At 69.1% G+C, this 11,813-nt stretch carries 10 protein-coding genes and 2 pseudogenes; 4 read left to right on the top strand and 8 right to left on the bottom strand.

What is annotated here, in order from left to right:
• Positions 1-73 precede the first annotated feature (73 nt).
• The 5 genes from OG611_RS27370 to OG611_RS27350 all read right to left on the bottom strand — a co-directional run bounded on the left by OG611_RS27370 (position 74) and on the right by OG611_RS27350 (position 4,267).
• Positions 74-514: an Lrp/AsnC family transcriptional regulator gene (locus OG611_RS27370; RefSeq protein ID WP_266425074.1), complete on the bottom strand. Its 441-nt coding sequence runs from the start codon at positions 512-514 to the stop codon at positions 74-76.
• Positions 515-601: 87 nt separating this feature from the next.
• Positions 602-1,375: a cyclase family protein gene (locus OG611_RS27365; protein ID WP_266425071.1), complete on the bottom strand. Its 774-nt coding sequence runs from the start codon at positions 1,373-1,375 to the stop codon at positions 602-604.
• 112 nt (positions 1,376-1,487) lie between these two features.
• Complete coding sequence (locus OG611_RS27360; protein WP_266425069.1) at positions 1,488-2,147, bottom strand: HAD hydrolase-like protein; 660 nt, start codon at positions 2,145-2,147, stop codon at positions 1,488-1,490.
• Entirely contained in the window at positions 2,144-3,526 is a 1,383-nt protein-coding gene (locus OG611_RS27355; protein ID WP_266425066.1) for an amino acid permease, read from the bottom strand. The genes OG611_RS27360 and OG611_RS27355 overlap by 4 nt, the downstream gene beginning before the upstream one ends.
• Before the next feature lie 267 nt (positions 3,527-3,793).
• Positions 3,794-4,267: a hypothetical protein gene (locus tag OG611_RS27350; RefSeq protein WP_266425063.1), complete on the bottom strand. Its 474-nt coding sequence runs from the start codon at positions 4,265-4,267 to the stop codon at positions 3,794-3,796.
• A gap of 150 nt (positions 4,268-4,417) precedes the next feature.
• On the opposite strand from OG611_RS27350, the gene OG611_RS27345 reads away from it, so the two are divergent.
• Both OG611_RS27345 and OG611_RS27340 read left to right on the top strand, forming a co-directional pair.
• Complete coding sequence (locus OG611_RS27345; protein WP_266425060.1) at positions 4,418-5,182, top strand: IclR family transcriptional regulator; 765 nt, start codon at positions 4,418-4,420, stop codon at positions 5,180-5,182.
• Between the two features lie 39 nt (positions 5,183-5,221).
• Positions 5,222-5,596, top strand: a pseudogene (locus OG611_RS27340) (DeoR family transcriptional regulator); the annotation flags it as partial.
• 85 nt (positions 5,597-5,681) lie between these two features.
• On the opposite strand, the gene OG611_RS27335 reads toward OG611_RS27340, so the two are convergent.
• Positions 5,682-5,846, bottom strand: a complete 165-nt coding sequence (locus OG611_RS27335; protein WP_266425058.1) for a hypothetical protein — start codon at positions 5,844-5,846, stop codon at positions 5,682-5,684.
• A gap of 181 nt (positions 5,847-6,027) precedes the next feature.
• Between OG611_RS27335 and OG611_RS27330 the strand changes: the two genes are divergently transcribed.
• Entirely contained in the window at positions 6,028-6,282 is a 255-nt protein-coding gene (locus OG611_RS27330) for a hypothetical protein (RefSeq protein WP_266425055.1), read from the top strand.
• Positions 6,283-6,343: 61 nt separating this feature from the next.
• On the opposite strand, the gene OG611_RS27325 is transcribed toward OG611_RS27330, so the two are convergent.
• Positions 6,344-7,009, bottom strand: a complete 666-nt coding sequence (locus OG611_RS27325; protein WP_323180244.1) for a recombinase family protein — start codon at positions 7,007-7,009, stop codon at positions 6,344-6,346.
• Positions 7,010-7,207: 198 nt separating this feature from the next.
• Between OG611_RS27325 and OG611_RS27320 the strand changes: the two genes are divergently transcribed.
• Positions 7,208-8,503, top strand: coding sequence for a GNAT family N-acetyltransferase (locus tag OG611_RS27320; RefSeq protein ID WP_266425053.1), 1,296 nt, complete (start codon positions 7,208-7,210; stop codon positions 8,501-8,503).
• Positions 8,504-8,549: 46 nt separating this feature from the next.
• On the opposite strand, the pseudogene OG611_RS27315 reads toward OG611_RS27320, so the two are convergent.
• Positions 8,550-11,681 (bottom strand): annotated as a pseudogene (locus OG611_RS27315) (Tn3 family transposase).
• Between the last annotated feature and the right edge of the window lie 132 nt (positions 11,682-11,813).

The following is an 11,813-nucleotide window of genomic DNA, read 5'->3' as shown; positions in this document are numbered from 1 at the left end:
CCCCGCAGGGCAGCCCGCGTACCGCTGCTGCCCGCCGGCCCGCCGGGGGCAGCAGCTCCCTCGGCCCTGCGATTCAGGACCGGCTGCGGTCGACGACGCGGGACAGCGCGAGAGTGGTGACCGTGTCACGTACACCGGGCATCTGGGCCATGTGCTCCCAGATGCCCCTCACGCGTTCCAGGGACCGGGCCTCCAGACTGACCAGCAGATCGAACTCGCCGCTCAGCACGTCGCAGGAGACGACTTCGGGAATGCGCCTGATCGCCGCGAGGACGTCGCCGCCGCGCATCCGGTCCTTCCGGTAGACGAGGACATGGGCGCGGACTAGGTCTCCGGCCGCCGTGCCGGACGGGCGGACTAGGGTGTAGCCGCCGATGTGCCCCTGCCGCTCGAGACGTTCCACCCGCTGGCGCACGGCGTTCCTGGACAACTGCACACGCTGGCCGAGTTCGGCGTGGGTGATGCGGGCGTTGCGGGTCAGTTCAGCGATGATCTTCTCATCGACGGCGTCCATGGCCTCGGCTCCTGGTTCTGGTCGTGAAAGGACCCCGGCGGCCTGCTGGCCGCCGGGGCGGGGGCATCGGTTACCGCTCCGGCCGTTTCACCGGACAGCGCACTCCGCCCCGTGGACGGCGAACACCCGGGCCGGGAAGCCGGAACCCCCCTGCGGCTTCGGCCAGGTCGCGACAATCAGTGCGCCCGCCTCGGGAACCCGGTCGAGGTTGGCCATGAGCTCGATCTGCCACCGGTCGCGCTCCAGGACATACCGCTCCAGGCTGAAGTCGCCTGCCGAGGTGGCCAGACCGGGGTCGGTGTCGGTCTGCTCGTGACCGATGGCGGTGACGCCCACCTCCTCGAAAAGATGACGCAGCACCGGCCCCGACCAGCCGGGTGCGTGGCTGAGGCCCGCCTCGTCCCGGTTGGCCATGGCGGACGGGTCCGGCCAGCGGCGGCTCCAGCCCGTGCGCAGGGCCACGAAGGCTCCGGCCGGTATACGGCCGTTGCGCCCTTCCCAGGCGGTCACGTCGTCCAGCGTGGGCACGGAGTCGGGGTCGGCCTCGACACGGCCGGTGATGTCGAGGACGACCAGCGGCAGGAGCATTTCCTTGACGGGGATGTCGTCCAGAGTGCGTGCGCCGTCCACGAAGTGCGCGGGCGGGTCGACGTGGGTGCCCCACTGGCCGACGAACGTGTAGAGGTGCACATTGAAGCCGTCACCGCGCTTCATGTCGAAGGGCATCTCGCGGCGCTCGTCCGGGAACGCCGGAAAGTGCGGCTGGCCCGGGTGGAAGGCGTGGGTGAGGTCCGTGTGCACCGACGTTTCGGTCAGTTCGCGCAGAGCGGCCCACAGGCGGGGCTCGGGGAAGCGGTCCATGTGCAGTTCGACCTTGTCTCTGTCTCGTAGGCTGGGCGCCGGCCCGTGCGACGCGCACGGGCCGGCCGGTATGACGGGGGTGCTTCGGGGCTGCAGACCGACGCTCGGCCCGTCAGGTCGGATTGTTCGTCAGCAGGTCGGCCAGCTCCGGGGGCTCGGCGACGAACGCGACGGCACCTGCGGCCTCTTCGGGGCCGCCGTATCCCCACCGCACGTGGACGGCGGGGATCCCCTCGGCCGCCGCGCTCTGCACGTCGTACGCCCGGTCGCCGACCATGAGCGGCCGGGAGACATCGACACCAAGTGCACGCAGCCGGGCGAGGCAGAGCCGGATGACCTGACGCTTGGTAGTCCGTCCCGCCGACTCGTCGATGCCGCAGACTGCCGCCAGACGAGCGTCCAGACGGTGGTGCCGGGTCACGCGTTCGGCTTGGTCCTGGACCTTGGACGTCGCCACGCCCATCGTCATCCCCAGCCCGGCCAGGGCGTCAAGCATCTCCGGAACTCCGGTGAACAGGGAGCTGTCGAGGGCACCGTGCTCCGCGTAGTCGGCCCGGTAGGTGTGCAGGGCCCGCCGCGCCGTCTCCTCGTCGAGGCCGACGACGTACCGGAAGGACTCGTACATCGGCGGTCCGACGAAGGAGCGCAGGGTGGGCTCGTCCGGTACCCCTGCGCCCACGCTGCGCAGCGCGGCCGCGGCACTGGCGGTGACGCCCGGCGCCGAGTCGACCAGGGTGCCGTCGAGGTCCAGCAGGAGACAGGTCGGATTCATGAACATCCCGTCTCCGTCTTTGTCGCTTTGGACGACTGCCCGGCCCCGTGGCGCAGGTGGTAATAGAGGAAGCAGGCTCCGACGAACGGGATGCCGAAGTACAGGGCCGTGACCTGCGCCGGGTCGAAGGCGATGCCGACGAGTGATGCCAGGCAGAGGGTGAAGGCGAGTACCGGCACGACTGGGTAGAACGGGGTCCGGTAGGCCAGGGTCCTGATGTCTCCGCCGGAGTTGACGAACTGCCGGCGGTGCAGGAACTGGGAGGCGACGATGGACATCCAGACGCCGACGGCGGCGAAGCCTGCCACGGAGACGAGCACCAGGTAGACCGTCTCCGCTGCGACCACGCTGCTGAGCAGGGAGGCGAGGCCGCCCAGCATGCTCAGCAGCAGCGCGGTCATGGGGATTCCGCGGGAGTTGAGGCGGCGCAGTGCCTGTGGTGCCTGTCCTTCTTCCGACAGGGAGAACAGCATGCGGGCGCAGGAATACAGTCCGCTGTTCCCGGCCGACAGCAGCGCCGTGATGATCACGAAGTTCATCAGGTCCGCCGCGTACGGGATGCCGACGGTCGAGAAGACGGTGACGAAGGGGCTCTCGTCGAGACCGACCTTCTCGTACGGGATCATGGCGGCGATCACCGTGATGGCGCCGACGAAGAAGAGCAGCAACCGGACGACGGTCACCCGCAGCGCCTTGGGGACGGCGGTGGCTGGGTCTGCGGTCTCGCCCGCGGCGACGCCGATGAGTTCCGAGCCGGAGAAGGCGTAGAAGGCTGCGAGGACGGTGACCAGGATGCCTGAGAAGCCGTGGGGGAAGAGGCCGCCGTCGGTGGTGAAGTTCTCGAAGAGGGACGGGAACGCCCGTCCACTGTCGGCGAGCGGGTGGAAGCCGGCCAGGGCGGCACCGCCCAGGACGATGAGGGCGACCACGGCGACGACCTTGATCAGCGAGAACCAGTACTCGGTCTCACCGAAGATCCGTGCCGAGAAGGCGTTCACTGCGAAGACGACCGCGGCGAAGACCACGCACCAGACCCACACGCTCACCGAGGGGAACCAGCGCTGCATCAGCAGACCGCAGGCGGTGAACTCGGAGCCGAGGGCGACGGCCCAGGTGAGCCAGTACAGCCACGCCGTGGCGAATCCGGTCGCCGGGCTGATGGAACGGGCGGCGTAGATGTGGAAGGACCCCGAGACGGGGTAGATGACGGCGAGTTCACCAAGGCAGGTCATGACCAGGTAAACGACGAACGCGCCGACGAGGTAGGCGAGCACGGCACCGAGAGGGCCGGCCTGGGAAATGGTGAAGCCGGAACTGATGAACAGCCCGGAGCCGATGACGCCCCCCATCGCGATCATGACCAGGTGGCGGGCGGTCATGGAGCGGCGTAGTGCCTCGCGGGGCGCTTCGGACGGGACGGGCGGCGGTGCGGGGGACGAAGGAGGGGACGAAGGCGCTGTGTGCGGCTGTGCCGGGGGGCTTCCCGGCGTGAGGGGCAGGGACATATGACGTGTCCTTGGGTGGCAGCGGCTGGGGACGGCAACGCATGGCGAACGGGTGATGCCACTGGTGGGGCCTGCGGCGTGCGGGATGGGGTGGCCCCGCGCGCCGCGGCCGGGAGGAACGCCTGACGTCTGCGACATCGGTCAGGCGCGGTAGACGAGGTCGAATGGAGCGGACAGTTCGACGACCGGGACTTCCCAGGGATGGGCATCCAGGATGCGGCCGAGGACGCGCGACACCTCGTCGTCCGGCGTACGAGCGTCGATGTGGACGGTGACAGTGAGCGTGGGGGAGAGAGAACTGACGCCGACGGAACCGAAGGCCGGGTGGGCTCCCTGCTCCGTGGTGAAGCCCTCCACGCCGACACCCACCTCGAAGACGTCGCTGTAGACACCGAAGTCGCCCGCACACGGTGAAGAACGCAGGACCTGCAGCAACGAGCCGAATGCCGCGTCGTCGCGCAGCGTCTCGGTCTGGCCCGCTCCCAGGGCGGCGAGTGTCTCACCGGTGACCGGCCAGTACACCCGGACCGACCGGACTGAGCGGAGCTTGATCCCCCCGAGGGGCGGCCGGTCGGACACACCATCGAGTGCCGATGCCGTCGTGGCGGTGGTCATGTGTGTGAGTTCCCTTCTCCGATTGACCGTGATGCTATGTGTGCATTAAGTGCACGACAAGATGTGAATGCTGCACAGTTTGAAAAAGGTTCGCCGGATGATCACCGGGGTGATCGCTGGGTGGTTTCCGGGCCGGGTAGGGTGCCGCGCATGGAATCGAGTGTGGGCCGGGGCTTCGACGTACTGTCCGCACTCACCGGTCGCACGGTTGCCAACCACCGCGGTGCCTCGATCAGCGACCTGGCCCGCGACATGGGGCGCGACCGCAGTCAGGTGTCCCGGGCCCTCAACGCCATGACCGAGGAGGAATTCCTCCTGCGCGACGCCGCGTCACGCACCCTCGCACCGCACTGGCGGCTGTACGCGGACGCACAGGAGCTCACAGCCCACCGGCTGCGCACCGACGGACAGACGGCGCTGGAAGGGCTGGCCGCCGACACGGGCGAGAGCTGCTACCTCGGCATACTCGTCGGCGACGCCACCGTCACCATTGCGGAACGGGTGCCGCCGGGCAGCAATCAGATCGGCTCCTGGATCGGGCGGCCCTACCCGGCGTACTGCAGTGACTGCGGCCAGGCCCTGCTGTGCGACGCCGAGGACGATGAGGTCGCCTCGGTACTCGCCCGCACCGATTTCGTACGCCACGGACCCAACACCCCCACCAGCGTCGACGACTTTCTCCGCCGTCTCGCAGGGACCCGCGAGCGCGGCTACTCCGTCATCGACGAGGAGGCCGAACCCGGCCTGTACTCGATCGCCGCACCGGTCCGCGACTTCCGCGGTGAGGTGATCGCCGCGATCCAGATCGTGGGACCGCGTGTCCGCCTGGCGCCCCGCACCGATGACCACGCGGCGGCGGCCCTGTCCTGGAGCCGGTGGCTCCAGGACGCACTGCGCGGCCACAGCAGCCGCTGACTCAGTTGCTTGCAAGCAGCCACACAGGCGTCCGGCCAGGACCTGGCCTGCACCGTGATCACCCACAGTCCGCCGATCGCCGTGGCTCTGCTCGACCATCCGCGAGCGGAGGTCTTCGTGCTCGGTGGCCGCCTCTTCAAGCACTCGGCAGTCGCTTGCGGTGAGGCTGCGGTCGAGGCCGTGCAGAACGTCTCCGCCGGACACCTTCCGAGGAGGTTGCGATGAAACGCGCCCTCGCGGCGCGGGCCGCGGACACCTATGTCCTCGCCTCCTCCAAGAAGATCGGCACTGCTTCCCGTTTCCGTGTCCTGCCGCGTCGGGAAGAGATCAGCGGGCTGATCACGGACGAGAAGCCGCACGACCCGGTGATCGAGCAGCACGGCGCGCGGGGTCGAAGTCCTGGCGGCCGGCTGACTGCGGTGGATCCGACTGCGGGGCGGCCGGTCGTCCGGACACCGGGCCCGCCGGGGCGCCGTCCCCGCCCAGGCGGTCACTGTGGCTACGCGTACGGCTCGGGTACGGATTGGTCGTCGGCGGCCGGAATGGCGGGTTCTTGACCGCTGCCGCCTCGTTCCGCGCGGGTGGGCCTGCCCAGGACGACTCCGGCCAGGACCAGTACCAGTCCGCCCAACTGCTGAACGGTCAGCAACTCGGAAGCGCTCACCCCGGGGTGACGTCGACGTGCGGCAGGTCCTGGCCGAGGCGGTCGGCGAGTGCGGCCGCCCGACGGTGGCGGCGGCCCATTAGCTGCCGCCCCAGCTACCCTGTCAGCCAGCAGGCCCGGCCGAAATTCCCGGCGAGGGCATGCACCGTGGCCATAGAGTCCTGCCTCGATGAAGAAACGAGTGCAGTTCACCGAGCAGGTTGTGCGGTTTCGCGACTACATGCCGGCCGGAGATCGGGAAACGTTCCTGCGTCTGGTCGACAGGATCGCAGCCGAGCCAGAGGGCGCTGGCAGTCACCTCACCTATACGACCGACACAGTGACCCGCTCGGTCTGGGAGGACCACGTCATGGTCCAGTACGTCGTAACCAGCTTCTACGTGGTCTTCATCGAACTCGACATCTACGACGCGTCGCGTGGCTTCAACGAGGTGTAGTCCGGGTAGGAGTAGCTGCGGTACAGAAAGTGCCGCTGAGATTGATCTTGCTGGGGTTGGCCTACCTCGTCGGCGCTTCGAGCTGACGAGGCACGGCGCCAGCGCGCAGCTCACGCAGGTCCGGGATGTGGTTGTAGAGGGTGCCCGGCGAGACGCCCAGCAGCTTGACGATCGAGGTGATCGAGCGGCCGGGGTCCGGCAGCAGATCGCGAGCGGCGCGGATGACTTCCTCGGTGGCGACGCTCGGGCGCCCGCCGACCCGGCCGCGCTCGCGGGCGGCGGCCAGGCCCTCGTTGGTGCCGATGACGATGAGTTCGCGGATGAACTCGGCGAGCGCGGCGAAGACGTGGAAGACGAGCCGGCCGCCGGGGGTTGTGGTGTCCAGGTTCTCGTGCAGCGAGGTGAAGCCGATCCCGCACTCGCGCAGTTCGGCGACCATGTTGATGAGGTCCTGGAGGCTGCGGCCGTAGCGGTCCAGGCTCGGGACGACGAGGGTGTCGCCGGGGTCGAGGAAGGCGTGGCACGCCTTCAGTTCGGGGCGGAGCGCGTTCTTGCCGGACTTCTTGTCCGCGAAGATCTTCCGGCACCCGGCGGCGGTGAGCGCGTCGAGCTGCCGCTCCAGCTTCTGCCCGCTGGTCGAGACTCGCGCATATCCGATCTTGATCTCGGTGCGGACGAGTGGTTCGGCGACGAGGAGGCCCGGCTCGGCCGGTTCGAGAGCGGTCATGGCCACGGATCATGTCAGAAAACGTTGGGTCGGGGTTATTGAATGACCCAGGTTTTTGAAGGGGTTTTTGAAGGCTCTGCGGGGTCCGGGCGGCCTCGCAGAGCGATCTTCAGAAAACGAAGGTTTCTTGAAGGTTGGTAGCTCGGCGATCAAGTAATCGGTTGTCTGTAGACGATGGTTGTGGATCTACTGTCCGCCATGGTTACCCAGGTGCGCCCACCGCAACGAGATGAGATGAACGCGTACTACCGGGCCTTGCCCTTCGCGAACGGGTTGCCGCAATGGGAGCCAGCTGATGCCGCGTGGCACGGGGGTCCGGAGCCGTGGCCCCCGCGGCGCACTCCGGCGACCGCCGAGCAGCTAGAGGAGTGGGCAGAAGCTGACGTCAAGGACGAGTCCTTCCACCCGATCGCGACTTTCGCAGATGGCGCGTGCGTCGGCGCATCGGCCGCCATCTCCTTCGACGTGACGGTTCCTGGCGGGGGCACGGTCAAGATGGCCGGCGTTACTTCTACCGGGGTGATCGCTACACACCGCCGACGCGGTTACCTGCGGCGGATGATGCAGGCCATGTTCGACGCCGCCTTGGACCGAGGCGAGCCGTTGGCGATGCTCAGCGCCAGCGAGGGCAGCATCTACGGCCGATTCGGGTTCTCACCGGCGACCTTCCGCACGCGGTGGGAGCTGGACCGTCACGAAGCCGCCTTCCTTCCGGCAGCGCCCGACCCGGGTTCGCTGGAGCTGGTCGACGCCGCGCAGGCGAAGCAGTTCTGGCCTGTGGTGCACGCGGAGGTGCGTGCACACCGTACCGGTGAGCTCACCCCCCTGCCCGGGCACTGGGACAGCCTGTCCGACACTACGGACGGCACGAACGGACCGCTGCGGTATCTCGCCCACCGCGACCAGCACGGCGAGGTAGACGGCATCGCCAACTTCCGACTGCCGTGGTCCTCGACAGCCGTCAACGCGGGGACACTCGTTGTTGAGGCGCTGGAGGCGACGAACCCGACGGCGTATCGCGCACTGTGGAGCTTGTTGGTCGACTTCGACCTCACCAGGACCATCGTGGCGCCCGGCCGCCCGCGCGACGAACCACTGCGGTGGATACTTGCGAACCCGCGAGCGATGCGCATCGCCCGGCAGTCCGACAACTTGTGGGCACGCCTTCTCGACGTCCCCCGCGCCCTGACGCAACGCTCGTACGACACGGTCGGCGAGGTGGCGTTCACCATCGATGACGACCAAATGTGCCCGGCGAACAACCGGACATGGCTTCTCCGCACAGGCGGTACGTCGGTGGCATGCGTTGCCGCCGACCAGCAGGCGGATCTGACCATCACAATCGCGGCGCTCAGTTCGCTCTACTTCGGCGGTATGTCGGCACATGACCTGATGTACGCGGGTCGCATCACTCCGCACGCCGACGGCGCGATCGCGCAGCTAACCCGGCTGTTCCGCATCGACCCCGAACCGCACAACTCCTTCGGCTTCTGAGGCAGTATCAGGCCCCTCGGCCACTGTGCAGCCGTTCGGGACGCGGTCAGTCGCTCTCGTCGTCCTCGGCGGCGTCCGGGTCCCGGAAGGGGCGCAGGCCCTGGCCTGGCGCGCTGGCCTTGATGTTGAACAGGTAGCGGCCCAGGAAGTTGATGTGCCGGTCCTTGAGCGGGGAGAGCCGGGCGACGTCCTCGTCCTTGATGTCGTGGCCCTCGGCACGGAGCCGGGCCACGGCGGCGTCGAGGTAGCGGGTGTTCCACAGGACGACGGCGTTGAGGACCAGGCCGAGGGCGGCGAGCTGGTCCTCCTGGCCCTCCCGGTACGCCTGGCGGATCTGGCCCCGGCCGCCGTGGCAGATCGCGCGGGCGAGCCGGTGGCGGGACTCCTGCACGGTGAGCTGCCGGTTCATCAGACGGCGGTAGGTATCGTCCATCGGGTCGACCAAGGCGAGCAGGTGCATGGTCTTGTCGATGCGCCCGTACTCGGCGAACGCGGCACCGAGCGGGGTGGGGTGACCCTCGCGGCCGAACATCCGCAGCAGGTCGTAGGCCCGGACCTGGTTGGTGATGAGCGACCCGGCGAACCGGAGCATGTCCGGCCAGTGCGCGGCTATCCGCTTGAGGTTGACCTTGTTGCAGGCCACGGCCTCCAGCGGCCCGTACCCAGCAGCCGGCCCTTCTCCGTCGGGCAGGTCGGCCCGCCAGAACCGCTGGTCGGCCAGGTCGCGGAAGCGCGGGGCGAAGCGGAAGCCGAGCATCTTGTACAGGCCGAAGGCCATGTCGCTGTACGAGGCGTTGTCGGTCGCCACCATCTCCGGCTTCACGCCGCCGTCGAGGTTCAGCAGGGTGTCCAGGGTGTAGAGGCTGTCACGCGGGGTGCCGCGCACGACCATCGCGCCGATGCCCGCGACCTGGTCATTGACGGCGTTGAGCCAGGTCACGCCGCGTTTGTAGCCGTAGTACTTTGGCGAGGGCCCGGTGTTGATGCTCTTGACGGGTACGACGAAGCGCAGGCCGTCGACGGAGGCGAGCAGCCCGCCGCCCCACATCTGGGCCAGCTCGATGCGGGACTGGGCGGCGATCAAGGCAGCGTTCGCCGCGGCGAGGGTGTCGGCGCGCACGTAGTTCTGGTCGACGTGGGACAGCCGCGAGCGGGTCAGCGCCTTACTCTCCGGATCGATGACCGGGGTCAGACCGATGTTGCAGCTCTGCGACACCAGCAGCGCGACCAGGGAGACGAGCAGGCCCTCCATGCGGGTGCGCCGGTCCGAGACGTGCCCGAAGGAGTCGAAGAACCCGGTCCAGGAGTGCACCTCGAAGAGCAGGTCCGGCAAGTCGATCCGGGGAAGCATCGCCTCCGTGGTCGTCTTCAGCCAGGTCAGCGACTCCGGCTCGCCCACCGCGCCGAGCTTGTCCACCGACAGGCGGGCACGGCCGCCTCCCTCGGGGACGACGACCTCCACCTTCGCGTCATCGCCGGCCTCGGCGAGCCGGTCGGCCATCTGCCGCCACGCCGCGTCCAGCCCGCGCGTGAGCTGGGCCAGGTGCTCGCCCGCGTCCTCGGTCAGGGACAGGCCTGCCAGCACGTCCGCGCGCATCGCCTCCCACCGAGGGCCGTCCAGCAGCCGGGCGCGTGGGTCCGCCCACCGGTTCGACGGGGCGGCGAACACGTCGCGCCGGTTCAGCGCGCGGTGCAGCTGCTCCAGCACGCACACCACGTACGCGTCCCGGTCGACCGCGCCCTGGGGCAGCTTGGTGTTCGAGAACACCGGCCGCTTCCACATGGCGGGCACCAACTCGGCGTCGACCTCACGGGGCAGCAGCGGCCGGTCCTTGACCCTCCGGCGCGAGAGCGCGGGCAGGCGGCGCACCGCCTTCAACAAGCGCCGCCCGGCCGGTGCGGCGCCCAGCGCATCAGACTCGCCCAGCAGGGCCAGGAAAGGGCGCACGGTGTTGTAGCGCAGGGCCAGCTTCTCGCGCATCGCCGCCTCGGCCGACCCGTCGTCCTCGGGCACCAGGGCCTCGACGGTCGCCACCGCGCCGGCCACCACCGTACGCGGCACGGCCTCCTCAACCGCCGCCCACAGCGCCGCGACGTCCAGGTCCGCGTCGTGCTCGGCGACCAGGTCCAGCTCCTCAGTGAGGATCTTCGACGCCTTCGCCAGGATGCGGGCCGCCTTCTCCAGCTGCGGCAACATCGCCAGGCGCTCCCGCTCCGAGGCCCGCCGCGCCGGGCTCATCAGCCGGTTCGCCATCAACACCGTGAACAGGTCCAGCGCGTCATCGACCGCCTGCGCCTCCAGCTGACGCACCACCGCCGTCAGCAACGCGGTCCGCCGCGGATCGGGCGCCCGCTCGATCGTCTGCAACGTGCTCAGCTACCCGTACCGGGCCAGCGTGGACAGCCGGTTCACCGGCACCCGCGACAGGTTCACACGCCCCAGCGCGAACGCGGAGATCTCCTCCACCCGCTCCATAGCCCGCACCATCGCGGTGCCCGTCGACTTCGTCGGCGGCGTCCGCAGCCGCTCCAGCTCCGATACCCGCTTGCCCTCCGGCACCACCAGCAGCTCAGCCAGCGCCGGCGCGAGCGCGGGGTCGGCCCGGTGCGCAGCGCGGGCCACCGCCTCGTACACACGCCGTTCGGCCACCGTGCGGGCCTCCGACACGTGCCGGGCCAGCACGCTCACCCCGGGCAGCAGCACCCGGTTCTTGCGCAGCCACGTCACCGCGTGGTTGAACAACGCCACCGGCCCCTCGGCGTGCGTCCACGCCCGCCCGTACAGGAAGCCGCGGAACTCCCGCCCCCACTTCCGGTCGGTGAAGTCCCGGTACTTGAACCGCTCCTGGATCTCCGCCGCGTGCTCGTACGGTGTCCTGCGCCGCTCCGGGTACCGCTTCACGCACGACGCGTCCTCGATGCCGAGCTGCCCGGCCAGGTACTCCACGACCTCCCACGGCACCGCCAGCGGATCGTCGCCCAGGAACCGGCCGATGTAGCGGACGGTGCAGATCTGCACCGCCATGCCCAGCCGGTGCGCGTCAGTACGCCGCAGCGCGATCAGGTCACGGTCGTCGTCATCGAGGAAGAAGAACCGCTCCAGCTCCGGGCGCGTGGGCACCTCGGTGAACGTCCCATACGCCTCGGCCTGCTCATCAGTCAGAAACTCCACCGGCACGATCCGGACCGTAGCCAGCACCGACAGCCACTCGACGATCTTTCCGAGAACCCCGGCGGCACCCTGGTAGATGTGCTAGACGACCATGATCAATCTCAGCGGCACTTTCTGTACCGCAACTACAAGCGCCGC

The organism is Streptomyces sp. NBC_01363 (genome assembly GCF_026340595.1).
Taxonomy (GTDB): Bacteria; Actinomycetota; Actinomycetes; order Streptomycetales; family Streptomycetaceae; genus Streptomyces.
This window is presented reverse-complemented; position numbering and strand designations above follow the sequence as displayed.

Bases quoted from the DNA above. Each gene is read 5' to 3' on its own strand.
- OG611_RS27370 (WP_266425074.1), bottom strand. From the start codon at position 514: ATGGACGCCGTCGATGAGAAGATCATCGCTGAACTGACCCGCAACGCC.
- OG611_RS27365 (WP_266425071.1), bottom strand. From the start codon at position 1,375: ATGGACCGCTTCCCCGAGCCCCGCCTGTGGGCCGCTCTGCGCGAACTG.
- OG611_RS27360 (WP_266425069.1), bottom strand. From the start codon at position 2,147: ATGAATCCGACCTGTCTCCTGCTGGACCTCGACGGCACCCTGGTCGAC.
- OG611_RS27355 (WP_266425066.1), bottom strand. From the start codon at position 3,526: ATGACCGCCCGCCACCTGGTCATGATCGCGATGGGGGGCGTCATCGGC.
- OG611_RS27350 (WP_266425063.1), bottom strand. From the start codon at position 4,267: ATGACCACCGCCACGACGGCATCGGCACTCGATGGTGTGTCCGACCGG.
- OG611_RS27345 (WP_266425060.1), top strand. From the start codon at position 4,418: ATGGAATCGAGTGTGGGCCGGGGCTTCGACGTACTGTCCGCACTCACC.
- OG611_RS27325 (WP_323180244.1), bottom strand. From the start codon at position 7,009: ATGACCGCTCTCGAACCGGCCGAGCCGGGCCTCCTCGTCGCCGAACCA.
- OG611_RS27320 (WP_266425053.1), top strand. From the start codon at position 7,208: ATGGTTACCCAGGTGCGCCCACCGCAACGAGATGAGATGAACGCGTAC.